Raw genomic sequence first — 24,628 nt, 5'->3', positions numbered from 1 at the left:
CGGTGTGGAATCGTTCAAGGGGCAGCGCTTCAGGTGGCGGCCCGCTCTGCGAAATCAAGTGCTGCCCCAGTATCGCAGCGTGCGATGACAGGGCTGGTGTGACACGCTTGCTCTGCAGCAAGATCAGGCACGTTGGGCATCGGATAATCCGTGCATGAATGCACCTCTGCAAAACGACACCTTCCTGCGCGCCTGCCTGCGCCAGCCCACCGACTACACCCCCGTCTGGCTGATGCGCCAGGCCGGCCGCTACCTGCCGGAGTACCGCGACACGCGGGCCAAGGCCGGCAGCTTCATGGGTCTGGCCACCAACCGCGACTATGCGACCGAGGTGACCTTGCAGCCGCTGGAGCGCTACGAGCTCGATGCAGCCATTCTGTTCAGCGACATCCTGACCGTGCCCGATGCCATGGGCCTGGGTCTCTCCTTTGCCATCGGCGAGGGGCCGAAGTTCGCCCAGGTCGTGCGTGACGAGGCTGCCGTGGCTGCCCTGGCCGTGCCCGACATGGACAAGCTTCGCTATGTCTTTGACGCGGTCAGCTCCATCCGCAAGGCCTTGAACGGCCGCGTGCCCCTGATCGGTTTCTCCGGCAGCCCCTGGACCCTGGCCTGCTATATGGTCGAAGGCGGCGGCTCGGACGACTACCGCCAGGTCAAGAGCCTGATGTACGCCCGCCCCGACCTGATGCACCGCATCCTGCAGGTCAATGCCGATGCCGTGGCGCAGTACCTGAACGCCCAGATCGAAGCCGGCGCCCAGGCCGTGATGCTGTTCGACAGCTGGGGCGGCGTGCTGGCCGACGGCATGTTCCAGCGCTTCAGCCTGGAGTACTCGCGCCGGGTGTTGGCCCAGGTCAAGACCGAGCATGAAGGCCAGCGCATCCCGCGCATCCTCTTCACCAAGGGCGGCGCGCTCTGGCTGGATGAGATCGCCGATGCCGGCGCCGATGTGGTGGGCCTGGACTGGACGGCCAACCTCGGCCGTGCCCGCGCCCAGGTCGGTGGCCGGGTTGCCCTGCAGGGCAATCTCGACCCGAACGTGCTGTTCGCGCCGCCGGATGCCATCCGCGAGCAGGTCCGTTCGGTGCTGGACAGCTTCGGCAATCCGCAGCGGGCCGATGGCGGCTGGGACGGCCATGTGTTCAATCTGGGACATGGCATCAGCCAGCACACCCCCCCCGAGCATGTCACCGCCCTGGTGGACGAGGTGCATGCCCATTCGCGTCGCCTGCGCCAAGGCGCCTGAGTGACCGCAGGGCCCGGCCGCCCTGCGTGCCGGGCCAAAAAACACGGCCACAAAACGTGAAGTAAGCACTCAGGGTAGAGACTTATCCCCACAAATCCCGAAGCGGGACAAGCCTAGCTTTCATGCTGCGCTGCAGCTCCGTGTTTTCCCGGTTGAAGGCTAAGTGCTTGATTCATAACAAGTCCGGGACCCAAGCACGAGAATGGTCTGTGATCGGTACGCTGGGTGACAAAGCGGCTGCGGCCGGCTTCTTCGAACGTTCCCCACAAAGTTATCCACAGTTTTGGTGCATTGTTTTCTGAGCCCTTTCAAATCATGCACTTAGGCCTCAAAGCTCATTCAAACTCGCAGGAGCAACCGCTTCGGCGCCGGCGCCATGGCTGAATTGCCGGTGCAGCGCATTCGCGTCGCCGTGGAGGCGCCGCAGCACAGCGGCCTCAGCGGCCCGCTGGACTATCTGAGTGAGCGTGCGCTCGCACCGGGCAGCCTGGTGCGGGTGCCGCTGGGGCGGCGCGAGCTCATGGGCATCGTCTGGCCCGGTGAGCCCGACGGGGGCGCCGAGGCGGCCGCCCTGCGCCCCATCCTGGCCGAGCTGGACGGCGTGCCGCCGCTGAGCGCCAGCTGGTGCCAGCTGGTCGAGTTTGCTGCCAGCTATTACCAGCGCAGCATCGGTGAGCTGGCCCTGGCCGTGCTGCCGCCCCAGCTGCGCGAGCTGGACAACACCCAGCTGCGGGCGCGGCTGAAGAAGCTGGGCAAGTTCCTCGCCAGCCCTGCCGAGGCGCAGGGCAGCGCGCCGGATGCGGGCGAAACCCCGGCCGGCCGACCGACCCTGAGCCCGGCCCAGCAGCAGGTGCTGGATGAACTTGACGCGCTGCTGGATGCCGCGCGCAACAGCGCCCCCGCGCCCGTGCTGCTCTACGGCATCACCGGCAGCGGCAAGACCGAGGTGTATCTGCGCGCCGCTGAGCATGCACTGGCCCAAGGCCGCCAGGTGCTGGTGCTGGTGCCCGAGATCAATCTGACGCCGCAGCTGGAGGCCCGCTTCGCCGAGCGTTTTGGCGGCTCAGCCGCGAGCGGCGGCGCCGCGCATCGCATCGTCTCCCTGCACAGCGCTCTGACCCCGGCCCAGCGCCTGCGCAACTGGCTGGCCGCTCATCTGGGTGAAGCCGATCTGGTGCTGGGCACGCGCTTGGCGGTGTTCGCCTCCATGCCGCGCCTGGGCCTGATCGTGGTGGACGAGGAGCATGACCCGTCCTACAAGCAGCAGGATGGCGCGCGCTACTCGGCCCGCGACCTGGCCATCTACCGCGCCCATCAGGAAAAGATCCCGGTCATCCTGGGCTCGGCCACACCCTCGCTGGAGAGCTGGCAGCGCGCCAACGAAGGGCGCTACAAGCGCCTCCTGCTGCCGGGCCGCATCGGCGGCGGCGCCTTGCCGCGCGTGCGCCTCTTTGACATGAAGCGCATGCCGCTGAGCAAAGGCGTCACGACGGCGCTGACCACGCCCCTGCTGGACGCCCTGCGCCTGCGCCTGGAGCGCGGTGAGCAAAGCCTGATCTTCCTGAACCGGCGCGGCTACGCCCCGGTGCTGCACTGCGCCGAATGCAATTGGAAAAGCGATTGCCCGCACTGCAGCGCCTGGCGCGTGTTCCACAAGGGCGACCGCACCCTGCGTTGCCACCACTGCGGCTTCACCGAGCGGGTGCCCAGCGCCTGCCCGAGCTGCGGCAACCAAGACATTGCCCCGCTGGGCCGCGGTACCGAGCGCCTGGAAGAGCAGTTGCAGGAACAGCTGCCCGGCGCCCGCGTGCTGCGCATCGATGCCGACAGCACCAAGCACAAGGGCGAGCTGGAGGCGCAGCTGGCCGCCGTGCACAGCGGCGAGGTGGACATCCTGGTCGGCACGCAGATGGTGACCAAGGGGCACGACTTCCGCCGCATCACCCTGGTGGCGGCGGTCAACCCCGATGGTGCCTTGTTCAGCAGCGATTTCCGCGCACCTGAGCGCCTGTTCGCCCTGCTGATGCAGGCCGGCGGCCGGGCCGGGCGTGATGCCGAGGCGGCCGCGCGCAGCGAGATGTGGGTGCAGACCTGGCACCCCGAGCATGCGCTCTACCAGGCGCTCAAGCAGCATGACTTCGAAGCCTTCGCCAAGAGCCAGCTGGCCGAGCGCGAATCGGCCGGCCTGCCGCCCTTTGCCCACCTGGCCCTGCTGCGCGCCGAGGGGCGCACGGTCGAGGCCGCGCAAGGCTTTTTGAAGGCCGCCGCAGCCTTTGCCCAGGCCATGCCCGAAGCGCAGGGCTGCCTGGTCTATCCGGCCATTCCCATGAGCGTGGCTCGGGTGGCCAATGTCGAGCGCATGCAGATGCTGGTCGAAGCCGGCAGCCGCGGCGCCCTGCAACGCCTGCTCTGGCACTGGATGCCCGAGCTGCACGCCCTCAAGCGCGAGCACAAGGGCTTGCTGCGCTGGGCGCTGGACGTGGACCCGCTGGCGATCTGAGCCGCACCCCCGTGCGGCCTCAGAAGCTCTCCCACTGCGCGTCGTGGGTGCCGGTGGCGGCCGATTTGCTGGCCTGAACCCGGGGCGCTGCCACCGGGGCAGCCGAGGAGGCCTTGAACTCGGGCCGGACCACGTTCTGCGCGCGCTCGGCGCTGCGGCGCTCCTGGCCGGCCCAGCCGGCGTTGGCGGCCGCCGCGGGCTGGAAGGTGCGCTTGTGGGCCACGGCTTTGAATTCGGCCGCCGCAGGCTGTTGCGCCTGCTCGCTCAGGCGGAACACCGCCACCGATTGCACCAGACCGGCCGCTTGCGAGCGCAGGCTGTCAGCTGCGGCCGCACTTTCTTCCACCAGGGCGGCGTTCTGCTGGGTCGTGTGATCCATCTGGGTGACCGCGTCGCTGATCTGGCTCATGCCGGCGTTCTGTTCAACGCTGGCGGCGCTGATCTCACCCATGATGTCGGTGACACGCTGGATGGCGCGCACCACCTCGTCCATCGTGGCGCCGGCCTCGTCCACCAGCAGCGTGCCTTTTTCCACCCGCTCGACGCTGGCGGTGATGAGGCTCTTGATCTCCTTGGCCGCCTCGGCGCTGCGCTGCGCCAGATGACGCACCTCGCTGGCCACCACGGCGAAGCCGCGGCCCTGCTCGCCAGCCCGGGCCGACTCGACGGCGGCGTTCAGCGCCAGGATGTTGGTCTGGAAGGCAATGCCGTCGATCACGCTGATGATGTCGGCGATGCGCTGTGAGGCCTCGTTGATCTCCTTCATGGTGCTGACCACCTGGCCGACGACGTGGCCGCCCTTGGTCGCCACCAGGCTGGCGCCCTGGGCCAGCTGATTGGCCTGCTGGGCGTTTTCGCTGTTCTGGCGCACGGTGGCGCCCAGCTGTTCCATCGAGGCCGCGGTTTGCTGCAGGGCGCTGGCTTGCTCCTCGGTGCGGCTGGACAGTTCCAGATTGCCTTGCGCAATCTCGTTGCTGGCCGTGGCCACGCTCTCCGAGCTGCCGCGCACCTGCGTGACCAGCTCGGACAGGCCGGATTGCATCTGCTGCAGCGCTTGCAACAAGGGGCTGAACTCATCGCGCCGCTCGTCGGCAGGAACGGGGCTCAGGTCACCGTCGCGCACACGCTCGGCCACCTGGCGGGCCAGGCCCACGCGCTGGCGCAAGCCCCGGCCGATCAGAAAGGTGGAGCTCAGCAGCAGGACGATGCAGCCGATGACCAGGGCTTCCAGTCCGCGCTCAATCTGGGCGGTGCGGGTCTCGACGTCTTGCAGGTCATGGACCAGCAGCTCGGTCTGGTAGTCGACCAAGGGTTCCAGCACGGCCAACACCTCGTTGCGTTTGGGCACGGTCTGCTCTGCCAGATGGGCGAAGGCCTCGGCCTTCTGGCCCGCTTCGAGCAGGCGGATGTCCTGCTCCGCGGTTTGCCAGAAGCTCTGCAGCTTGGCGGGCAGGCTGGCGAACATCTGCCGACCCTGGCTGGTACTCAGGTGTTTTTCAAAGCCATCGAGCTCTTCCTGGATCAGTTGGCGGCGGGTGCTGATGTCGGCCAGGGCCTTGGCCTGCTCCTCGGGGCTGCGCGCCAGGATGGCATGGCGCAGCTGCAAGGAGGCGCGCGTCATATTGAGCTCCATCTGGCTCATGCGCGAGAGTTGCGGAACGCGCACGGTTTCGGTCTGCCGGGCAGTGGCCGTGACCGAGCCCAGATTGGACCAGGCATAGACCGTCACGGCAGCCAGGCTGCTGCACACCAGCGCGGAGACGAGGTAGAGGCGCTGGGTGATGCCCAGCGAGGCGATCAGCTTCATTGCGGGACTCCGGTGTGAAAAGGCGAGCTCAGGGCGTGTTGTGGAGCACTGATGCACATCAGTTCAAGGCCAGCATTTCGGCCGGCAGCAGGCCCATGGCCGCACCGCCAAGCAGGCGCTTGATGTCGAGCAGGATCAGCATGCGCTGGGTGTCCTCGGCATCCGGCGTGCCGATGCCGGCGATGTAGCCGGCATCCAGCGCTTGGCTGAAGCTCGGTGCGGGCTTGATCTGGGGGCCGCTCAGGGCCAGCACATCGCTGACCGAATCGACCACCACGCCGATCACACGCTCCCGCAAGTGCAGCACCACAGTCACGGTCAGCGCGTCATAGTTCACCTGGGGCAGGCCGAAGCTCATGCGCAGGTCGACGATGGGCACGATCACGCCGCGCAGATCGACGATGCCCTTGACCCAGGCGGGCGCGTTGGCAATCTGGGTGGGCGCTTCGTAGGAACGGATCTCCTGCACGCAGCGCAGCGGAATGCCGTAGGACACGCCGCCCAGCTGGCAGCTCAAGAACTCCTGGCTCCGACCACGGTCCAGATGCTCTTGCATCACGGACAGCGTGTGGCTGCTGGTCTCAGGGATCATTTGAAGCGCGCTCATGTGGGAGTCCTCGGTGGGTCGGTACAGGCCTCCACTTTAAATAATCAAAATGATAAAAACCAGCTTTGCTAAATGATAAGACCGCCTGCCGTGCGCTTGTTCACGCAGGTTCAGGCGGCCTTCATGCGCCGCAGTTTGGCGGGCCGGCGCTGGCCCGGCCGCTTGCGCTGGCTTGTCAGATTTGCGGTGTTCTCGGCGTACAGCCGAGCTGCGTGCGACGCCGGAGCCCCCAGCCCAACAGGCCCAAGCCTCCCAGCAGCAGGGCCGCGCTGCTCGGCTCGGGCACGGCAGCCACCTGGCCCAAGACCAGGTCATTGGCCGCCACCCAGGTCAGGCCATCGCTGGGCTGCACGGCGCTGATCTCGAAGTAGCGGATCTGGCTGGTCGAGGCAAAGCCGTAGAACGTGCCCGGTTGGGCGTTCTCGATGATCACCACCTGCTCGATGCCGTCGGCATCGAGGGCATTGAGCTTGATGCTCTGGCCCGGCAGAAAGGCGCCGAGTGCATCGGTGCCGAAGAAGAAGCCGCCAACGCCGTAGACCTTGTCCGTGTAGTTGAAGTCGAAGCTGATGACATCGGTGGCCTGGTCGGTGGACAGCCAGACATCGCTGTCGCTGCCGGCGTTGTAGAAGCTCGAGTAGTCACTGCCGTCGAATTTCAGCGCATTGACCACATAGCTGTAGCCGCCACCGGGTTCGCGGTACAGCGAGCTCGGGCCCTGGGCCCAGAAGAGGTCGTTGAAGCTGTCCGTGACCGGCGCCGAGATGGCGGCGTTGAAGGCGGCTTGGGAGCTGTAGAAGCGCATGTCCGCCTGGGCGGGTAGGGCGCTGCCCAGCAGGGCGGCGCAGGCCAGGGCCGGAGCGGCGAGGCGTGTGAAGTAGAAATTCATGCGTAGTGCCTGTTTGGTTTCATGTGAAGAGGAAGGGCGGTGCGCGGGATCAAAGCGGCTCACAGCTTTTCGCAGCGGCCCATGCGGGCGCCGGCCTTGATCTGGTCGCGGAACTCATCGGGGAAGCGGGTCGGCAGTGACTGGCCGGCGCGGCAGACGTAGGCCGTGCTCAGGTCGATGCGCCAGGTGGCTTGCACGCCGGTCATGCCGCCCATCAAGACCTGACCCTTGCCGCTCAGGGCGATGGGGTTCTCCAGGCCGTACTTCTCGGCCTCGACCACACCCTGCTTCTTGAGGAAGTCGTTCAGGCCGATCCAGCCGATGTCTTCCACCCACATGAAGCCGGCGAACATGGTGAAGAAATCCCCGGCCCGGGCCAGCACCACGCGGCCGTCATCGCTGATGGCGCTGATGTTGATGGGCGGGCGACCGGCATTGGCTTCCACCCAGTCGGCGCCTTCCACGGCGCAGTGGTCGATGCCGTCCCAGCTGATGAAGGGCATGTCGGTGCAGTAGCGCGGGCTGCTGCGCGGGGTGAAGGCATCGGGTCCGGTGCCCTTGAGGGCATTCCACATCACCATGCCTTGCGCGGTGGCCAGGGGCACGCGGCTGCCGTCGTAGTTCACCACCTCGGCGCTGGCTGCGCCGGTCAGGGCGGTCAGGTCCACGGGGTTGGCGTCACCGACCCAGGCGATGGCGCGGTCGAAATTGGCCGTGCCCACCACCACGCGGCCGTCACCGGAGATGCCATCGGCGCGCATCCAGGGCAGGCCGCGCAGGTCCAGGCCGTCGAGCTTGAGGGCCTGGCCGCCGCCTTCGGCGGTCCAGCGGTAGGGCACGACTTGCAGGCCGAGATCGGTGTTCCAGTCGTGCACGACGCAGCTGCCATCGGGGTTCTGGTGGCCGCTGTAGCCCACGGCGGCCGTGCCGGTGGCATTCATGCTGAAGCCGTAGCTGCTGGTCACGCCGGCCGCGCCGCCCAGGCCGCACGCATCGCTGAGCGCACCCATGGGGCTGGCCTGGCCGGTGTCGAAATCCCACAGCGCCATCTGCTTGATGGTGTAGCTGTAGCCATCGGGGTCGGTGTGGACGATGCCGTCGAAATTGGCTTCCACCAGCATCTTGCGGCCATCGGCCGAGAGGTTGCTGCGCGAGGAGGCGAGCAGGTCCAGGCTGTCGGGGAAGAGCTGGATGCCGTCCTTGGCGTCCCAGTACAGCGGGTAGCCGAAGCCGTAGCCGCCGCCAGCGCGCTGGCCGTCCAGCGACAGGCTGCTCAGGAACACGCCGCCGATGAAGTCGTACTGCACGCCGTCGCGATGGCCGTTGAAGACGATGTCGGCCTGGGCCACCTGGCCAGCCTGCACTTCGATGGCGCTGGCCTTGCAGGGCGAATCCAGCGCCGGATCGTGGCTTTCGCCAGCGTTCCAGTATTCGGCCTGCGAGAGCAGCATGGCCGGCCGGGTCGGGTAGCCACCGCCGCTGATTTCCTCGATGTAGAGCTGGTAGCGCTCGCCCGGCTTCAGGTTGTTGATGCGGAAGCGCCCGTCCGGGCCCAGCTTGCCCTGGCTCTGGTCACCCGACATGGCCGAGACCGCGTCGCCGAGCGGGTCGCGCACATTGCGTGCCACGACATTGATGCCGCTGAAGCCGGTCTTGCCATCCTTGAGCAGCAGGCTGCCGGCAATGGAAGCGCTGCGCGTCAGGTAATCGGCCGTGGGGTAGAGGTTGGAGATGGCGGCGATGTCATCGGCCCGGTCCACCGTGCTCATCTCCTGCCCGATCGAGCGGCCCTTGGCCACATTGTGCGGATCGATGAAGGGGAACATGGTCTCGACCTGCTTGGGGTCGATGTGGCTGGCGGCGGGGCCGTAGAGCCAGTGGTGCACCGGCGCCACGCAGCCGAGCACACCGGGGTAGAGGTCGCGGTTGTAAGTGGGCTGACTCATGAAGGCGAGCTGGCCATTGACCTGCGAATGCGAGAGGTTGATGGCGTGGCCGAACTCGTGGGTGAAGACGCCGGCATAACGCGCGCCCTTGACGTCCGCCGGCGGTGCCGAGCGCTGACCGATGGGCGGGTTCTCGTGGCTGACCATCCAGCCGTTCATCAAGGCGGTGGCCTTGACGATGGTCTCGGGGTAGCCGTCGCCATCGCGGTCTTCGGCGAACTCGGGCATGGCGATGCCCAGCACCTGGTCGCGCGGCACGCCGAAAAAGTCTTCCAGCACCCGGCCGTCTTCGTCGTAGATGACGTAGAAGCCGCCCTGGTTGTACTGACCGTAGACCAGCTGGGCGCTGGCCGCATCATTGACGTCGCGGCCGATGCTGGGCACGGCGGTGAAGGGGGTGAACTGGGCGGGGTTGGTCTGGGCGCGCCAGGTCGAGGTGGCCACCGAGCTCCATTGCTGGAGTGCAAACGCGGTCACGGCATTGGCCTGCTCGGCGCTCAGGAAGACGCTGCCGTCGTTCTTGCGCGTGAATACGCCGACATCGGTGTAGACCTTGATCGGGCCTTGCGTCGTGTCCCAGCGCAGGGGCTGCGGGTCACCGGGCTTGTCGTTCAGATAGAGCGGGCCGGCGGCCTGGCTGCCGGCGGCCAGCAGCAGAAGTGCCGCGAGCACCGTGCGGCGCAGGGGTTTGCGAATGGGGGGGGTGAAGAAGGTGTTCATCAGCGCATCGCTCCCGTGGCCAGCCAGTTGTTCTTGACGGTGCGTTGCACCAGACCTTGCAAGGTGTTCAGGTCCACGCCGCCGGCGCGGCTTTCCAGCATGCGGGCCTCATTGCGGCGCAGCAGACCCGGCGTCACTTCCAGGCCCTCGAACAGGCCGACGTTGTTGAAGCCGTTGGTGGCCTTGTTGCCATTGATGGTCAACTTGCCCTGGGCCAGGCCCACGGGGGTACTGAAGCCCGAGCGGGCGGCCGGCTTGTTCATGAAGGCCATGACCTTCTCGCCCACCTGCCAGTTCGGCATGCCTTCGATCTTGGCCGGCAGCAGGTAGCGGCCATCGTCCATCTTGCGGGCGCGCAGCAGGCCGTACTGGCGGAAGGTGTAGGCGCTTTGCGGCGCCAGGGGCTTCTTGGCGCTGCTGCTGACCTTGAGCGTGATCTCGGTGTAGGGCAGGCCGTCCTGGATGCCGTCTTTCACGGCCGTGACCTGGCCATTGACGATCAGGTCGGCACGGCCGATCAGCTGGGCCAGGTTCTGGTTCGGCAGCTGGGTGGCCTGGGCTGCTTGCGGCAGCAGCAGGGTCAGGCCAGCAATCAGGGCCAGGCCGGCGCCAAGGCGCGCGCTCCCGGCCAGGGGGCTGTGGTTCATGGGGGATTCCTCCGTTGCGGTTCGGTGCTTGCGAGGGTGGGCCGGGCCGGCCCAGTGCAAGCCCGCACCTTAGCCAGCCGGGGCGGGCACCACCCCCCCCGCCGCGGGTGGTGGGGTGGCCGCGGCCCACCCGGGAAAACCTGAGCCCCTGCGGGCGTGCCGGGCACCGCCCTGGTGCAAAGTGGTGCAACCCGGGGCGGATCGGGGTGGACCCCAAGGGTTTTGGAGGCCCGGCCGGACCCCATGGGTGGGGGCTTTGCCTGAGGCAGCGGCCCCGGGGCTGCCCCTAGACTTTGGCCATGAAGTTCGAGCTGTGCGATGAGGAGTTGGCCGGGCTGGAGCAGGAGCTGGAGGACGCCGGCGGCCTGGCCCGTTTGCAAGCCTTGGCCGAGATGGCCTGGCATCTGCGCCAGCGCGACAGCCTGCGCGCCCTCAAGCTGATTGCCGAGAGCGAACGCCGCCTGGCCATTGCCCAGGCCGCCGGCAAGCCCCTGCCGCCGCCCTTGGCCGCGCGCCTGGGCCTGCGTCTGGCCCTGGCGGCCAGCGAGATCGCCGTGCATTTCTGTCGTTTGGACGAGGCCCACACCCAGCTGCGCCGGGCGCGCGCCTGCCTGCTCGGGCTGAGCGAGGTTGATTACGCCTGGGCCGTGGGTGACTGCTGGCTGGTCGAGGCGGCCCTGGCCAAGGCCAGCGGCGAGCGCAGCCGCGAGCTGCAGGCCTTGCGCCAGGCCGAGGCGGTCTGTGCCGCCAGCGGCGACGCCCAGCGCGCCGGCATTGCCCGCGGCGTGGCCTGCAGCGAGTTCAGCATCAGCCAGTCGGCCGATGAACACGCGCCCGCCGCCAGTGGCGCCCCGGTCGCCGGCGGCCCGGCGGCCGAGGCCTGGCAGCTGGCGGCCCAGGCCTTCCCCTTGTGCCTGCGCGAGCCGGCCACGGCGGCCGGTCTGTTCCTGCGCGCGGCCGAGCTGGCGCGCGGCATGGGCATGCGCCGCTTTGTCTGCATCGTCACCATGAATGCCGGCAACGCCTGGCTGGAGCTCGGTGACCTCAACAATGCCGCCAGCTGCTTCGAGCAGGCGGCCGAGCTGGCCGCGCGCACCGGCTGGCCGGTGCTGATGGGCACCAGCCAGACGCAGATCGGCCGGGTGCTGCGCCATCTGGGTCGCTTCGAGGAAAGCCAGACCGTGTTGCACGAAGCCCTGGCCCTGCTGCGGGTGGCGCCGCCCGGCACCATCAAGGCCTTTGCCTGCAGCGAGCTGGCCCTGACCCTGCTGGCTCTGGGCCAGGCGCCGGCCTCGGTGGCGGTGATGGACGAGGCCATCTCCCTCTACCGCGCCGCCCAGTCGAATGTGAACCTGGCGCTGAACCTGGTGCGCCAGGCCCGCGCCCAGGCCCAGCTGGGCGCCACCGAGGCGGCCCTGGCCGCGGCTGGCGAGGCGCAGGCGCTGATCGAACGCTTTGGCTACACGGCCCTGGCCGTCGAGCTGGACGAGGCCCTGGCCGAGGTGCACCGCCACGGCGGCGCCAAGCTGCCGCCGCCGCCCGGCATGACCGCGCCCAGCGCCACCATCCATTTCGCCCAGACCGCCTTGCACCGCGGCATGAGCATCCCGGGCTGGAAGCCGCCGCCGGCCCTGCTGGCCTATCTGGCCGACGCCTGGGCCGAGGCCGACGAGATGGCCCAGGCCTATTCCTACGCCCGCCTGGCCCGCCTGGCCCATGAGCAGGGCGACGCCCTCAAGCTCAAGGACCCGCGCACCATGCTGCACCTGCTGGGCTACCGCAGCCTGCTGGCCGCGCGGGCCAGCGAGCCGGTGGCGCCCCCGCCCTTGCGGCCGGCCGCGGAACCCACCCTGCCGGCGCCGGGGCCGCTCAGCGCCGGCGCCGAGTCCCTCACGCCCAAGGAGGGCGAGATCCTGCAGCTGCTGGCGCGCAACTACTCCAACAAGGAAATTGCGCAGGCCCTGGGCGTCAGCGCCGAGACGGTGAAGTGGCACCTCAAAGGCCTGTACGGCAAGCTGGCTGCGGGCTCGCGCCGCCATGCGGTGACCAAAGCCCGCACGCTGGGCATGTTGCACAGCAGCGCCTGATCGCCCCCCCCTAATTCATGGACGCCGGCATGTCCGGTTCGGCTGCTGTGCTGCCGTTGGCTTTCCCTGAGTGCGCAAGGTGCGCCCTTCAAGACTCCAGGAGCCATGACCATGAAAAACCGCCTGTCCAGCCTCGGGCTGAGCTTTGTCCTTGCCAGCACCCTTGTGCCGGCTGCGCCCGCCCGGGCGCAGAACTACCAGATCACCGGCAACGTCAACACCCTCGCCGCCCTGTTCTCGCCCGGCCCGCGCGAGGACCAGCAGCATGCCGCTGATTTCAACTGGTACGACCGGCCCGAGGCACGGGTGCTGCAGTCCCTGGACCAGTTCTCCCAGGTCAGCAACGGAGGCTTTGGCCGGGCCACGCTCTCGGCCGGCATGGGTGAGCTGCGCGCCTTTGCGCATGCGGCCTATCCGAGCGGCATCCCGGAGCCGCATTACTACGGCTATGCCTTCGGCACCGCCCAGGCGACCTTTGCCGACACGGTGCGCGTGCAGGGCGCGGGTCTGGCCGTGGGCACGCCGGTGCGCTATGAGCTGCGCCTGTGGATCGACGGCCGGCTAAGCAGCCCCAACCTCGAGATCGGGGGTGTCCTCAATGCCAACGGCCTGGCCCAGATGCAGCTGATCGACCGCAGCAGCAATCTGCGTGAGAGCTTCAGCTGGGACGCCAAACGCGACGCCACCGGCTGGTACCGCATCGGCCTCGACACCGTGGTCGGGCATGACCTCATGATCACCGGCATGCTCTACGCCGGGGCCGACATCTCCTCCAGCGCCACCCTGGGACGTGAGGTCGTGGCCGACTTTGGCCACACCGCGCGCTACTACCTGCAGACCTCGGAGCCCGGGCTCAACACCACCGGGATGAGCGGCCATGACTTCAACATCAGCGCCGTGCCCGAGCCGGGCTCGGGCCTGCTGCTGGGCGCCGGGCTGCTGAGCTTGCTGGGCTGGCTGCAAGGGCGTCGGCGCTGAGCGTTGGAGTCGCTGGGCGCGGCCCTGGCATGATGGCCCGCCATGACACGCCTGCCTTGCGCGCCCGAGCACTGGACCGAGTTCTCGGCCCTGCTCGATGCCGCCCTGGAGCTGCCGGCCGGCGAGCGGGCCGCCTGGCTGCAGGGCTTGCCGCCGGAGTCCGCGCACCTGCGGTCGGCGCTGAGCCGGGTGCTGCGTCAGGACGAGCCGGGTGCGCCGCAGCTGGAGCTGCCGCATCTGGCCGGGATGGGGGAAGACAAGGGGCCTGGCATCGAATTGCAGCCCCAGCAGGTTCTCGGCCCCTGGCGCCTTCTGCGCCGGCTGGGCCAGGGCGGCATGGGCGAGGTCTGGCTGGCCGAGCGCTGCGACGGCGCCTACCAGCGCCAGGTGGCGCTCAAGCTGCCCCATGCCCAGGCCCTGGCCGGCCCGGGGCGGCAACGCTTTGCCCGCGAGCGCGACATCCTGGCCGCGCTCCAGCACCCCCACATCGCCCAGTTCTTCGATGCCGGCACGGCCGAGGACGCCGCGGGCCAGGACCAGCCCTGGCTGGCGCTGGAGTATGTCGAGGGCCAGTCCATCGCCGAGGATTGCAAGGCCCGGCGCCTGCCGCTGCGCGAGCGCCTGCTGCTGATGCTGCAGGTGATGGAGGCGGTCCAGCATGCCCATGGCCGGCTGCTGGTGCACCGCGATCTGAAGCCGTCGAACGTGATGGTCACGGCCCAGGGCCAGGTCAAGCTGCTGGACTTCGGCATCGCCAAGCTGCTTGGTGCCGAGGGCGATGCGTCGGGCGGTGCCGAGGCCACCCGCCTGCTGATGGCCACGCCCGCCTATGCCGCCCCCGAGCAGCTGAACGGCAGCCCCATCACCGTGGCCACCGATGTGTTTGCCCTCGGCGCCTTGTCGCACACCCTGCTGTGCGGCCAGCCGCCAGCGCGCGGAAGCCGCGAGCGTTTGGCCTCGCAGAGCGTGAGCGAGGGGCAGGCCGAAGGCTGCGGCCTGAGCCGGCGCCGGCTGCAGCGGGCTTTGCGCGGCGATCTCGATGCCTGGCTGGCCAAGGCTCTGGCCGAGAACCCCTCAGACCGCTACGGCAGCGTGCAAGCCATGAGCGAGGACCTGCGCCGCCACCTTGCCGGGCGGCCGCTGCAGGCGCGCCGCATCGGCGCCTGGTCGCGGCTGCGTCTGGCCTGGCGGCGCCACTGGCTGATGGCCACCCTGCTCACCGCCCTGATCCTGAGCCTGGCGCTGGGTCTGGCGGGCACGGCCTGGCAGGCCCAGCAAGCGCAGCGGCAGGCCCAGCGTGCCGAGGCGATTCAGCGTTATTTGCTGGGTCTTTTCCGCACCCTGGACCCGCGTGAGAGCGATGCCCAGGATCCGGCTGCCGCCATGCGCCGCCTTCTGCAGCAGCAGATGTCGCAGATCGAGCAGCAGCTGCCGCAAGACCCCGAGACCGCCGATGCCTTGCTGCGCCTGAGCAGCACGGTGGCCACCTACCTCAGTGACGAGGCCCGCAGCCTGGAACTGGCCGGCCTGCGCTGGCGCCTGCTGCAGCAAAGGCTAGGCCCCGGCCACCCGCGCAGCGGTGAGGCCGGCCTCAGCTGGTTCTGGGCCCTGTGGTCGGGCGGGCAGCGCGCGCAGGCGGCCGAGGTCTTGGCACTGCTCGACACGCAGCTGCCGGCGCGCGGCCTGCTGCGCGCGGAGTGGTGGCTGGCGCGGCACGATGTGTTGGAAGAGCGGGGCGCCGTGCCGGCTGCGCGACGGGATGCCCTGCAGCAGGCACTGCAGCGCTACCAGGGCGAGGCGCCGCTGGACAGCGGCCATGTGGTGGTGCTGGGGCATCTGGCGCGCTGGCATCTGGCGCAGGGTGAGCGCGCCGAGGCCAAGGCCTGGCTGGACCGGGCCCTGGCCCTGGCGCCACGCGCCGAGCCGCCGATTGCCCTCGACCAAGCGCGGCTGCTGGGTTTGCGCGCCGAGCTCTGGGCGGCCGAGGGCCAGCCTGAGGCACAGGCACGCGATCTGGCCGAGGCCGTGCGCCTGCTGCGTGGCAGCCTGGGGCTGGCCAATCCGCTGGGCTGGGCCTTGCTGGGGCAACAGCTGGGGTTTTTCTGCAAGGGTGGGGCGGCGATGCAGACCCAGGCCGAGGCTTTGTGGCAGGAGTTGCAGCCCCTGGTCGTGGCCAGCCGTGATGCGCGCGCTCGCCCGCTGCTGGCCCAGGCCGAGGCTTGCGGGCTCAGGCGCTGAGCATGCTCAGCAGCAGGGCGCGGGCCTTGAGCCAGTCGCGCCGCACGGTGCGTTCGGTCAGGCCCAGGGCTGCGGCGATCTCGCTTTCGCTGAGGCCGCCGAAGTAACGCATCTCCACCACCTGGGCCAGACGCGGCTCGACCGCCTGCAGGGCGAGCAAGGCCTCGTGCACGGCCAGGGCCTCGGGTTCGGGCGCGGGGCCGGGCAGGGCGGCCAGGCTCTCGGTGTCGAGGCTGAGTGCGCCCTGGCCACCGCCGCGGCGTTCGGCCGCCTGCTCGCGCGCCAGGTCCACCACGACCGAACGCATCACCCGCGCGGCGTAAGCGAGGAAATGGCCGGGGCTGGCGAACTCGGGCGCCGCGGATGCCGGGGCGGCCTCGCTGCGCAGCAGGCGCAGATAGCTCTCGTGCACCAGGGCCGTGGTGTTGAGTTGCAGCTGGTCGGCGCCGGCCCGGCGCAGGCGGGCTCGGGCGATCAGCTTGAGCTCGCTGTACAGCGCGGCGAAGCGTTGCGAGCCCGGGAGCTCGTCGTCGCGCGTGGCGGGCGCCTCGCCGGCGCTCATGGCGTGGCAGTTTCCGCGCTCAAGGCTTGCAACTGGGCGCTCAGCTCGGCCCAGAGGGCTTCAGCGCCAGCAGGCCAGGGCTGGCCTGTGGCCAGGGCGGCTTCCAGCTGGCGCTCCAGGCGGCCGGCCAGATCGCTGCTGGCCTCCAGGCCCAGGATCAGCAGCACGCTCTTGAGGCTGTGGGCCAGGCGGCGCACGGTGGCCAGCTCGCGCGCGGCGCAGGCGCGCTCGCCTTCGGCGCGGTCCATGGCGAACTGCTGCAGGCTGGCGGTGCGAAAACCGCGGTAGAGCGTCATATCGCCGCCGAAATTGCGTTGGATGGCTTCCAGGTCGGGCGTGGGGGCGACGCCAAGCTCGGGCGCAGCTGTCGGCAAGGTCTGTGCGGCCGCCGCGGGCGGCTGGTCCAGGGGCATCGGGCCCAGGGCTTCTTCGACGCAAGCTTCCAGCTCGCTGACCGAGCAGGGCTTGAACAGCATGCGCTCCACGCCCAGGGTCTGAAGCTGGCTGCGCACCTGGGGTTGCAGGCCGGCGCTGAAGGCGACCAAATGGGCCTGGCCGCGCAGGGCGGGGCGGGTCTGCAGCTCGGCCAGCAGGTCCTGGCCCGAGCGGTCGGGCAGCATCAGGTCGGTGATCAGGAGATCCACCGGCTGCTCGGCCAGGGCTTGCAGGGCGCTGCCGACATTGCCGCAGACCCGCAGTTGCACCGCCAGGTCTTCCAGCACCATGGCGACAAAGCGCTGCAGCGAGGGGTCGTCTTCGACCAGCAGGACCCGGCGCGAACTCATGCCGCCTGCTCCGGCGCGCCCAGGGCCTCGCGCAGAGCCTGGGGCAGGTCCAGCACCAGGCGCGGCTTGTGCACCAGGGGCACGCCGGCCAGGGCGAAGGCATAGGGCTGGCGCTGGTCTTCGTCCAGCGAGGTGACGACGACCAGGCGGCTGTGCGCGAACTGCACATGCGAGCGCAGGCTGGTGATCAGGGTGGCGCCGTCGATGCCGGGCAGCAGGATGTCGACGATCAGCACCTCGGGCTGCAACTGGCCCACCATGGCCAGGCCGACGATGCCGTCGTGCGCGGTGTGCAGCTCCACATCGGGGAACTGCTGCTTGAGCAGCATGGCGATCAGGTTCTGGTAGTGCACCGAGTCTTCGATCACCAGCACGCGGCGCGGCCGGCCAGCGCTGCTTTCCTGCGCGACCGTGGCCTGCAGGCGCCCGGCGGCCCGGGCCAGGGCGCCCGGCCCCTGGCGTTGCAGCTGCCAGGCCTCGACCGATTCACGCGAGATGCGCCGGTGGCCGCCGGGGGTTTTCCAGGCGGTCAGTTCGCCGCGGTCCACCATCAGCTGCACCGAGCGCACCGCCAGGCCCAGCATGCGGGCCACCTCCATGGTGCTGTAGTCGGGGCTGTCCATGTCTTTGCTGTGTTTGGATTCAGGCATTGTGTGATTTTGCCGAATTTGCCCGACGGGCATGCGTTTTTTTATCGCACTTCAATTGATACAAATGATAAATTGAACGCACTGAAGTTCAGTTTGCAGGAGCCCGCCATGAAAAAGATCTTGATCGTCGATGACCACGCGGACATTCGCCGCCTGATCCGCATGACGCTGGAGTTCGAGGACTATGAGATCCACGAGGCCTCCAACGGCGACAGCGCGCTGGAGCGAGCCCTGGCCCTGCAGCCGGACTTCGTGCTGATGGACGTGATGATGCCCGGCGGCATGGACGGCCTGGAAGCCTGCCGCCGCATCCGCGCCGAGCCCAGCCTGCGCAACACCCATGTGATCCTGCTCAGTGCCCGCGGCCAGTCGCAGGACAAGGAGGCCGGTCTCAAGGCCGGCGCGCACGACTATCTGGTCAAGCCCTTCAGCCCGCTGCGTCTGATCGACGCGCTGGCCTCGCTCTGGTTGGTGGACTGAAGCCATGGCAACTCTGGACCGGTCTGGCTTCCACCAGAATTCCAACTTCGCGGATCTGATGGCCATGAAACCCAACGACACCCCTGTCGATCTGCTTGCCGAGCCCGAGCGCCTGGCCGCCGGCGCGCGCCAGTTCGATGCCATGGCCTCGGCGCAAATGGAATGCATTCTTTCCGACCTGGGGCGCATGTACCAGGAGCGCAACGAGGCCTTGCGCGAGGTGGCGCAAGCCCATCACGAGGCCTTGCTGCGTCTGGCCCGGGCCGCCGATTTCCGCGATGACGACACCGGTGTGCACATCGTGCGCATCGGCTTCCTGGCCGAGGCCCTGGCCCTGCTGGCCGGGCAGACGCCTCAGGCCGCCCAGATGCTGCGCTGGGCCGCGCCCATGCACGACATCGGCAAGATCGGTGTGCCCGACCATGTGCTGAAGAAACCGGGTGCCTACACGCCCGAAGAGCGCCAGATCATGAACCGCCATCCGCTGATCGGCGCGCAGATCCTGGGTCGCTCGCGCATCCCGCTGTTCCAGCTGGCGGCCGAGGTGGCCATGAACCACCACGAGCGCTGGGACGGCAGCGGCTACCCCATGGGCCTGGCTGGTGCGGCGATTCCGCTGTCGGGGCGTATCGTGGCGGTTGTGGACTTCTTCGACGCCCTGACCATGGACCGCTGTTACCGCCCGGCGCTGGACGACGCCACAGCCCTCGAGATGCTGACCGCGCAGCGCGGCCTGGCCTTTGACCCGCATCTGGTGGATTTGGTGCTGGCACACGCCGGCGAGTTGATCGAACTGCGCGAGCGCATCAACAGCGACCCGCCCAGCTTCGAGTCCATGATCGACGCGAGCTGAGGCCATGAAGCTCGACGCCCTTGTGCTCCAGGAACACCGGCCCACCGTGGATCGGCAGCGCCTGGCGGTCTATCTGGCGGCGGTGTTGCTGAGCTTGGCCTTGCTGGTGTCCCTGGCCGGCCTGGCCTGGTACGAGCGCGGCGAGGCGGTGGATGCGGCCCAGGACCGCAGCCGGCTGATGAGTCGGGTGTTGGAAGACCAGATCACCCGCGCGGTGGAGAGTGCCGCGCAAGGCCTGCGCAGCCTGGGTGACAGCCCGGCCCTGGCGGCCGCCCTGGCCGGCGGCGAGGGCCACGCGGCCGGTGAAGCGCTGAGCCAGCAACTGAGCCAGACCCTGCAAGGCCAGCCGGTGTTGCGCAATGTGGCGGTGCTCAGTCTGCAAGGCCAGGTGCTGGCCAGCTCGGAAGCGGGCGAAGCCGGCCTGCAGCTGAGCCTGCCTTTGCTGGGCGCCCTGCCGCCAGAGGGGGGCGACCGACTGGCTGCCTTGTTGCCGGGACGTGGCTTGCGCGATCTGCGCCTCGGAGCTCCGGCCTCGCCGGTGTTCATGCTGCCCCTGCTGCGCCAGCATCGACTGCCAGGAGGTCGCCATGTCCTCTTGCTGGCCTTGATCAACCCGGATGCACTGGCCAACTACCAAAGCCAGGCCTTGGCGGACGCCAAAGGCTCGGCCCTGCTGAGCAGCTTCGATGGCCAGCTGCTGGCCGCCAGCGAGTCGGTCAGCCAGGACCCCGGCACGCGCCTCAGCCACCATCCGGTGTTTGCCCAGTGGCTGCCGTCCCGTGAGCACGGCAGCTATGTCGGCGTGGGCGCCCAGCCGGGCACCCAGGTTGTGGCCTTCCGCGTTTCCCGCACCCGACCCCTGGTGGTGCTGGTGGAGGAGCGCCTGGACCTGGCCCTGCAGGGTTGGCGCGAGCTGATGCATGTGCTGCTGGCGGTGGCTGGCGCCGGCCTGGTGCTGGTGTCGGGCGCGGCCTGGGTGGCCTTGCGCAGCCTCAGCAACGGGGCGCGCGCCCGCGCGGCGCTGGACCGCGCCCACCAGCGCGTGGCCGCCCGTGAGCATGATTTGCGCGTGTTGCTCAAGAGCCTGCAGGAGTTTGTCTTCCGCACCGATGCACAGGGCGGCATCACCTTCGTCAATGCGCGCTGGTCCGCCCTCAGTGCCTTGCCCATCCGTGAGGCCCAGGGATTGCGCCTGCCCGATCTGGTAGCGCCACAGCACCGCCAGCGCATGGAGGCCTTGTTTGCGCCCGAAGGTCAGCCAGGCGAGTCGCGCAGCACGCAGTTCGCCTTGCAGGCGCCCGATGGGCAGATGCGTCGCTTTGAAATCTCGGTGCTGCCCCTTCGCGACGAACAGACCCAGGCCCTGAGCGGATTTGCCGGCAGCGCGGTCGATGTGACCGAGCGCTGGGTGGCCCAGCAAAGCCTGCAGCACCAGCTCGCCTTCAGCGCCTTGCTCCAGGAGATGAGTCCGCTGCCGGTGTCCATGTTCGATGCCGAGGGCCGCTACGTCACCGTCAACCAGGCCTGGGAAGAGTTCACCGGGCGCAGCCGGCAGGTGACGCTGGGTCAGCCGGTCGGCAATTTCATGCCCAAGGCCGAGCGCCTGGTGCACGACGAGCAGGATGCGCGCCTGTTGCGCGAGGGTGGCCGCATCCGCTACGAGACGCAGATCCAGCACCGCGACGGCAGCCTGCGCGACATGCTGATCACCAAGGTGCGCGTGCCCGACCAGAACGGCGGTGTGGCCGGCATCTTGTGCACACTGGAGGATGTCAGCGAGTTCCGCGCCGCAGAGCGCGCCACCCGCGAGGCGCGCGATGTGGCCCAGGAGGCCTCGCGCGCCAAGAGCGAGTTCGTGGCCAATATCAGCCATGAGCTGCGCACGCCGCTGCAGTCCATCCTGGGCTTCTCCGAGCTGGGCATGGCACGCGGCCGTGATGCGCCCAAGCTGGCCAGCATGTTCAGCGACATCCAGCAGGCCGGTCAGCGCATGCTGGCCTTGGTCAACGATCTGCTTGATGTCTCGAAGATCGAAAGCTCGGTCGGCACCTTCGACCTGGAGCGCTGCGATCTGCGCGGCCTGATCCAGGGCGTGATGCGCGAGCTGGAGCCGCTGATGGCGCGCCGCCATCTGCGCTTGTCGCTGCGCCAGCCGGCCACGCCGCTGGCGGCCAAGGTCGACCCGCTGCGCTTCCAGCAGGTGGTGCGCAATGTCATGGCCAATGCCATCAAGTTCTCACCCGAGGGCGGTGCGCTCGATGTGCGGGCTCAGCTGTCGCCGCAAGGCGAGGTTCACATCCGTGTGGCCGATCAGGGGCCGGGCATCCCGCCGGCGGAGCTGGAGAAGATCTTCGATGCCTTTGTTCAATCGAGCCAGACCAAGGATGGTTCCGGCGGCACCGGCCTGGGCCTGGCCATCTGCCGCAAGATCATCGAGATCCACGGTGGCCGCATCTATGCCGAGAACCTGGGCGAACCCGGCAGCGAGGGCTCGGGCGCGGCCTTCCACATCCTGCTGCCGCTGCGCCAGCAGGGTGATTCGCAGGTCATGAGCACCTTGGACTGAGGCCTTGCGCCCGATGCGCCGGTCCTTGGCTCTCGCGCATGGCTTGATGCACGCTCCAACCCTAGCCCCACCGCAGTTTCCGCCCACGGATGCCGCCACCGTGTGCGCGGTCAGCCTCAGCGCGCTTCATGGTTTTTCCAAACAGACCGTTGCGGCCATCGAGCTGGAAGCCGGTTTGGGTGTGCGCGGTGATGCCCACCGCGGCGTGACCGTGCAGCACCGCTCGCGCGTGGCCCAGGACCCCAGCCAGCCGAATCTGCGCCAGGTCCATCTGATCCAGCGCGAGCTGTTCGAGGCGCTGGCGCCGCGTGGCCTGGTGCTGGCGCCCGGGCAGCTGGGCGAGAACATCTGCACGGCAGGCCTGGACCTGTTGGCCTTGCCGACCGACACAGAGCTGCAGATCGGCGAGCAGGTGCGCCTGCGCATCACCGGCCTGCGCAACCCCTGCGCCCAGATCGAGAACTTCATGCCGGGTCTGCTGGCGGCCGTGCTGGACCGCGGGCCCGAGGGGCAGCTGATCCGCAAGGCCGGCATCATGGCCGTGGTGCTGCAGGGCGGCTGGGTGCGCCCCGGCGATGCCATCCGGGTGCAAGGGCCGGCGCTGCCGCACCGGCCCTTGGAGCGGGTGTGAGCTTGGTGCTTCAGCCGCCGCGGCCCTCGCCGCGCTCGTAGACCACATTGGCCCGGCCCACCAGCAGCGGGTCCAGCGGGCCGATCTTGCTGAGGTCCTTGTTGGTGTAGGGCAACTGGTGCAGCACATGGCGCAGGGCGTTGAGGCGCGCGCGCTTCTTGCAGTCGGACTTGACCACGGTCCAGGGCGCCTCGGCGATGTCGGTGTGGAAGAACATCGCCTCCTTGGCCTTGGTGTAGCTGTCCCATTTGTCCAGCGAGGCCAGGTCGATGGGCGAGAGCTTCCACTGCTTGAGCGGGTGGGCCTCACGCTCCTTGAAACGGCGGCGCTGCTCCTCGCGGCTGACCGAGAACCAGAGCTTGACCAGATGGGTGCCGCTGCGCACCAGATTGCGCTCGAACTCGGGCGCCTGGCGCATGAACTCCGTGTACTCGTCCTGGCTGCAGAAGCCCATCACCCGCTCGACGCCGGCGCGGTTGTACCAGCTGCGGTCGAACAGCACGATCTCGCCCGCGGTGGGCAGGTGCTGGACATAGCGCTGGAAGTACCACTGGCCGCGCTCGACCTCGCTGGGTTTTTCCAGCGCCACGACGCGCGCGCCGCGCGGGTTCACATGCTCCATGAAACGCTTGATGGTGCCGCCCTTGCCGGCCGCATCGCGGCCTTCGAACAGGATCACCAGGCGCTGACCGCTGGATTTGACCCAGGCCTGTAGCTTGAGCAGCTCCACCTGCAGCGCGTACTTCTGCTTTTCGTAGCTCTTGCGCGAGAGCAGGTTCTTGTAGGGGTAGGCGCCACTGCGCCAGTGGCTGGACAGCACCTGGTCGGGGTCGGGGCCTGCCGCGCCATCTTCGGGCGCTTGCAGCTCTTGCAGCAGGGCCTGGCGCAGCGCTTGCGCATCGTCCGGCGCGCAGCCGGCGACGATGGCCCTCACCGAGGACGCCAGGGCCGCCGGACCCTGGCTGGCGACGATGTCTTTCAGCGCCTCCAGCTCGCGGGCCTGGGCGGCATCCACGGCTTTCTGGATCACCTGGCGGGCGATGCCCTGGCTGCTGTGGCCGCGGGTGGTGTCGCCGCTGCGGCTGGGGCGGGGCGCGCTTTTCTTGCGCGCGGCGCGTGGGGCCGGGGTGTTCGAAGTCTTGGCTGTGCTGGTGCTCATGGCGGGTGGGGGTGCTGTCATGAATCCGTCACATTCTCATCCTTGTGGCTGCTTTGTCTTGATGCAACTCAAGAAGCGGCGCTTGTGCGGGCACAGCCGGCGACCGGCTGCGCAGTGCGTCACACCGCCGGGCCCAGCGGATGGGCCTGCAGCCACCAGGCCAGGCCGCTGAAGCTGAGGAAGGCCAGGCTGGTGCTGGCCAGGATGATGCGGGCGATGCGGCCGTTGTCGGCGCCATAGCGCTCGGCCAGCAGGGAGACATTGCTGGCGCTGGGCAGGGCAGCGGCCAGGGTCAGCACCGTCAGCTCGAAGGAACCCAGCCCCGCCCCGAGGCGCTGCGCGGCGAGGCCCAGGCCCAGCACCAGGGCCGGATGCAGCAGCAGCTTGAGCGCAGCCACCGGCAGGTAGAGCGTCGGCGGCGTGCGGCTGTGGGCATGCTGCCCCGCGCGCCAGAGCACGGCGCCGATGGTGAAGAGCGCCACCGGCGAAGCCGCATCGGCCAGCATCTGGATGACGCGGTCCAGCGGCCCGGGCGGCCGCAAGCCCGTGGCGCTGGCCAAGGCGCCCAGCGCAATCGCCCAGGGCAAGGGGTTGGAGAGGGCGCCGCGCAAGGCCTGTGTTGCAGCCAGGCGAGCGGCGCTGCGGCCGGGCGCGCCGGCCACCGCGTCGTGGGCGCGCGCCAGTGCAATGCACAGCGAGCTGGTCACAAACAGATCGGCCAGGATGGTGCAGATCACCGGCCCGGCCGCCGCCGGCCCGAGCAGGGCCACCAGCAGGGGCACGCCCATGAAGCCGGTGTTGGGAAAGGCGGCGACCAGGGCGCCGAAGGCCGCGTCCTTGAGTTGCACCCGCGGCGACAGGGTCAAGGCGATGCACAGGCCGACGATCAGCAAGGCCGCGGCCAGGTAGACCCCCAGCACGGTCGGATTCAGCAGCTGCAGCACCGGCGTGTTCATGCCGAAGCGGAACAACAGGCAGGGCAGGGCGAAGAAAAGCACAAAGCCATTCAGCCCCGGAATTGCCGTCTCGGCCAGCAGGCCCTGGCGGGCGGCGACATAACCGCACAGGACCAGGGCGAAAAAGGGCAGCGTGACGGCGAGAATGGCGCTCATATGAGGCTTCAGTATCGCAAGGGTCAGGCTCTCACTTCGCAGCGCATTTGGCCCGCTGGGCGGGCTGGTGGGCGCCTGGCGTGGGCCGACCATCGCTTTGGGGGGTGTGAATAAGCCCCAAATCGCGTGAGCAAATGCGCATCGCCCCCCGGTTCAAGGGCTGAT

General features: G+C 68.9%; 19 protein-coding genes. 9 read left to right on the top strand and 10 right to left on the bottom strand.

Annotated elements, in window-relative coordinates:
- Positions 1-154: 154 nt before the first annotated feature.
- Both hemE and OOB33_RS00865 read left to right on the top strand, forming a co-directional pair.
- Positions 155-1,246, top strand: a complete 1,092-nt coding sequence (gene hemE / locus OOB33_RS00870; RefSeq protein ID WP_271007284.1) for a uroporphyrinogen decarboxylase — start codon at positions 155-157, stop codon at positions 1,244-1,246.
- A 376-nt stretch (positions 1,247-1,622) separates the two neighbouring features.
- A complete protein-coding gene (locus OOB33_RS00865) occupies positions 1,623-3,746 on the top strand; it encodes a primosomal protein N' (RefSeq protein WP_271007283.1) in 2,124 nt (707 codons plus the stop codon).
- 19 nt (positions 3,747-3,765) lie between these two features.
- Here the strand turns inward: OOB33_RS00865 and OOB33_RS00860 are convergent, their stop codons facing one another.
- The 5 genes from OOB33_RS00860 to OOB33_RS00840 form a co-directional block, all read right to left on the bottom strand.
- Entirely contained in the window at positions 3,766-5,553 is a 1,788-nt protein-coding gene (locus tag OOB33_RS00860; RefSeq protein ID WP_271007282.1) for a methyl-accepting chemotaxis protein, read from the bottom strand.
- Between the two features lie 58 nt (positions 5,554-5,611).
- Complete coding sequence (locus OOB33_RS00855; RefSeq protein ID WP_271007281.1) at positions 5,612-6,160, bottom strand: chemotaxis protein CheW; 549 nt, start codon at positions 6,158-6,160, stop codon at positions 5,612-5,614.
- A gap of 175 nt (positions 6,161-6,335) precedes the next feature.
- Positions 6,336-7,049 (bottom strand): PEP-CTERM sorting domain-containing protein, encoded by a 714-nt coding sequence (locus OOB33_RS00850; RefSeq protein WP_271007280.1) that lies wholly within the window; start codon positions 7,047-7,049, stop codon positions 6,336-6,338.
- Between the two features lie 59 nt (positions 7,050-7,108).
- Positions 7,109-9,715 (bottom strand): hypothetical protein, encoded by a 2,607-nt coding sequence (locus OOB33_RS00845; RefSeq protein ID WP_271007279.1) that lies wholly within the window; start codon positions 9,713-9,715, stop codon positions 7,109-7,111.
- A complete protein-coding gene (locus OOB33_RS00840; protein WP_271007278.1) occupies positions 9,715-10,362 on the bottom strand; it encodes a hypothetical protein in 648 nt (215 codons plus the stop codon). The genes OOB33_RS00845 and OOB33_RS00840 overlap by 1 nt, the downstream gene beginning before the upstream one ends.
- A 299-nt stretch (positions 10,363-10,661) precedes the next feature.
- Here OOB33_RS00840 and OOB33_RS00835 point away from each other — a divergent pair, with 299 nt between their 5' ends.
- From OOB33_RS00835 to OOB33_RS00825, 3 genes are all read left to right on the top strand, one after another.
- The gene (locus OOB33_RS00835) at positions 10,662-12,449 is read left to right on the top strand and encodes a LuxR family transcriptional regulator (RefSeq protein WP_271007277.1); all 1,788 of its coding nucleotides are present in this window, start codon (positions 10,662-10,664) and stop codon (positions 12,447-12,449) included.
- A gap of 111 nt (positions 12,450-12,560) precedes the next feature.
- Positions 12,561-13,427 carry a PEP-CTERM sorting domain-containing protein gene (locus tag OOB33_RS00830; protein ID WP_271007276.1) on the top strand — a complete coding sequence of 289 codons (867 nt, stop codon included), beginning with the start codon at positions 12,561-12,563 and terminating at the stop codon, positions 13,425-13,427.
- A gap of 42 nt (positions 13,428-13,469) precedes the next feature.
- On the top strand, positions 13,470-15,665 hold the full coding sequence (locus OOB33_RS00825; protein ID WP_271007275.1) for a serine/threonine-protein kinase: 2,196 nt from the start codon (positions 13,470-13,472) through the stop codon (positions 15,663-15,665).
- Here OOB33_RS00825 and OOB33_RS00820 read toward each other — a convergent pair.
- Genes OOB33_RS00820 through OOB33_RS00810 form a run of 3 tightly spaced genes read right to left on the bottom strand, consistent with a single transcriptional unit; the run spans position 15,655 to position 17,635 of the window.
- Positions 15,655-16,227 carry an ECF-type sigma factor gene (locus OOB33_RS00820; RefSeq protein ID WP_271007274.1) on the bottom strand — a complete coding sequence of 191 codons (573 nt, stop codon included), beginning with the start codon at positions 16,225-16,227 and terminating at the stop codon, positions 15,655-15,657. The two genes, OOB33_RS00825 and OOB33_RS00820, sit on opposite strands and share 11 nt — an antisense overlap.
- A complete protein-coding gene (locus tag OOB33_RS00815; RefSeq protein ID WP_271007273.1) occupies positions 16,224-17,012 on the bottom strand; it encodes a hybrid sensor histidine kinase/response regulator in 789 nt (262 codons plus the stop codon). Before OOB33_RS00815 ends, OOB33_RS00820 begins: the two co-directional genes overlap by 4 nt.
- On the bottom strand, positions 17,009-17,635 hold the full coding sequence (locus OOB33_RS00810) for a helix-turn-helix domain-containing protein (protein WP_271007272.1): 627 nt from the start codon (positions 17,633-17,635) through the stop codon (positions 17,009-17,011). The genes OOB33_RS00815 and OOB33_RS00810 overlap by 4 nt, the downstream gene beginning before the upstream one ends.
- A 135-nt stretch (positions 17,636-17,770) precedes the next feature.
- On the opposite strand from OOB33_RS00810, the gene OOB33_RS00805 reads away from it, so the two are divergent.
- The 4 genes from OOB33_RS00805 (at position 17,771) to OOB33_RS00790 (ending at position 22,192) form a co-directional block, all read left to right on the top strand.
- Complete coding sequence (locus tag OOB33_RS00805) at positions 17,771-18,142, top strand: response regulator transcription factor (RefSeq protein WP_271007271.1); 372 nt, start codon at positions 17,771-17,773, stop codon at positions 18,140-18,142.
- A gap of 157 nt (positions 18,143-18,299) precedes the next feature.
- A complete protein-coding gene (locus OOB33_RS00800) occupies positions 18,300-18,995 on the top strand; it encodes an HD-GYP domain-containing protein (RefSeq protein WP_102769742.1) in 696 nt (231 codons plus the stop codon).
- Between the two features lie 4 nt (positions 18,996-18,999).
- A complete protein-coding gene (locus OOB33_RS00795) occupies positions 19,000-21,561 on the top strand; it encodes a PAS domain S-box protein (protein WP_102769318.1) in 2,562 nt (853 codons plus the stop codon).
- Positions 21,562-21,607: 46 nt separating this feature from the next.
- Positions 21,608-22,192 (top strand): MOSC domain-containing protein, encoded by a 585-nt coding sequence (locus OOB33_RS00790; protein WP_442952979.1) that lies wholly within the window; start codon positions 21,608-21,610, stop codon positions 22,190-22,192.
- A gap of 10 nt (positions 22,193-22,202) precedes the next feature.
- Here the strand turns inward: OOB33_RS00790 and ppk2 are convergent, their stop codons facing one another.
- The gene (ppk2, locus tag OOB33_RS00785; protein ID WP_271007269.1) at positions 22,203-23,351 is read right to left on the bottom strand and encodes a polyphosphate kinase 2; all 1,149 of its coding nucleotides are present in this window, start codon (positions 23,349-23,351) and stop codon (positions 22,203-22,205) included.
- A gap of 119 nt (positions 23,352-23,470) precedes the next feature.
- On the bottom strand, positions 23,471-24,463 hold the full coding sequence (locus OOB33_RS00780; protein ID WP_271007268.1) for an AEC family transporter: 993 nt from the start codon (positions 24,461-24,463) through the stop codon (positions 23,471-23,473).
- Positions 24,464-24,628: the final 165 nt, after the last annotated feature.

Source organism: Paucibacter sp. B51 (assembly GCF_027863535.1).
Lineage (GTDB): Bacteria > Pseudomonadota > Gammaproteobacteria > Burkholderiales > Burkholderiaceae_C > Paucibacter_A > Paucibacter_A aquatilis.
The sequence above is the reverse complement of the archived record's forward strand: the minus strand, read 5'-3'. Positions and strand labels throughout refer to the sequence as shown.

Bases quoted from the DNA above. Each gene is read 5' to 3' on its own strand.
- OOB33_RS00810 (WP_271007272.1), bottom strand. From the start codon at position 17,635: ATGGACAGCCCCGACTACAGCACCATGGAGGTGGCCCGCATGCTGGGC.
- OOB33_RS00845 (WP_271007279.1), bottom strand. From the start codon at position 9,715: ATGAACACCTTCTTCACCCCCCCCATTCGCAAACCCCTGCGCCGCACG.
- OOB33_RS00855 (WP_271007281.1), bottom strand. From the start codon at position 6,160: ATGAGCGCGCTTCAAATGATCCCTGAGACCAGCAGCCACACGCTGTCC.
- OOB33_RS00820 (WP_271007274.1), bottom strand. From the start codon at position 16,227: ATGAGCGCCGGCGAGGCGCCCGCCACGCGCGACGACGAGCTCCCGGGC.
- OOB33_RS00795 (WP_102769318.1), top strand. From the start codon at position 19,000: ATGAAGCTCGACGCCCTTGTGCTCCAGGAACACCGGCCCACCGTGGAT.
- OOB33_RS00800 (WP_102769742.1), top strand. From the start codon at position 18,300: ATGGAATGCATTCTTTCCGACCTGGGGCGCATGTACCAGGAGCGCAAC.
- OOB33_RS00780 (WP_271007268.1), bottom strand. From the start codon at position 24,463: ATGAGCGCCATTCTCGCCGTCACGCTGCCCTTTTTCGCCCTGGTCCTG.
- OOB33_RS00815 (WP_271007273.1), bottom strand. From the start codon at position 17,012: ATGAGTTCGCGCCGGGTCCTGCTGGTCGAAGACGACCCCTCGCTGCAG.
- OOB33_RS00790 (WP_442952979.1), top strand. From the start codon at position 21,608: ATGCACGCTCCAACCCTAGCCCCACCGCAGTTTCCGCCCACGGATGCC.
- hemE (WP_271007284.1), top strand. From the start codon at position 155: ATGAATGCACCTCTGCAAAACGACACCTTCCTGCGCGCCTGCCTGCGC.
- OOB33_RS00830 (WP_271007276.1), top strand. From the start codon at position 12,561: ATGAAAAACCGCCTGTCCAGCCTCGGGCTGAGCTTTGTCCTTGCCAGC.
- OOB33_RS00860 (WP_271007282.1), bottom strand. From the start codon at position 5,553: ATGAAGCTGATCGCCTCGCTGGGCATCACCCAGCGCCTCTACCTCGTC.
- OOB33_RS00835 (WP_271007277.1), top strand. From the start codon at position 10,662: ATGAAGTTCGAGCTGTGCGATGAGGAGTTGGCCGGGCTGGAGCAGGAG.
- OOB33_RS00840 (WP_271007278.1), bottom strand. From the start codon at position 10,362: ATGAACCACAGCCCCCTGGCCGGGAGCGCGCGCCTTGGCGCCGGCCTG.
- OOB33_RS00805 (WP_271007271.1), top strand. From the start codon at position 17,771: ATGAAAAAGATCTTGATCGTCGATGACCACGCGGACATTCGCCGCCTG.
- OOB33_RS00850 (WP_271007280.1), bottom strand. From the start codon at position 7,049: ATGAATTTCTACTTCACACGCCTCGCCGCTCCGGCCCTGGCCTGCGCC.
- ppk2 (WP_271007269.1), bottom strand. From the start codon at position 23,351: ATGAGCACCAGCACAGCCAAGACTTCGAACACCCCGGCCCCACGCGCC.
- OOB33_RS00865 (WP_271007283.1), top strand. From the start codon at position 1,623: ATGGCTGAATTGCCGGTGCAGCGCATTCGCGTCGCCGTGGAGGCGCCG.
- OOB33_RS00825 (WP_271007275.1), top strand. From the start codon at position 13,470: ATGACACGCCTGCCTTGCGCGCCCGAGCACTGGACCGAGTTCTCGGCC.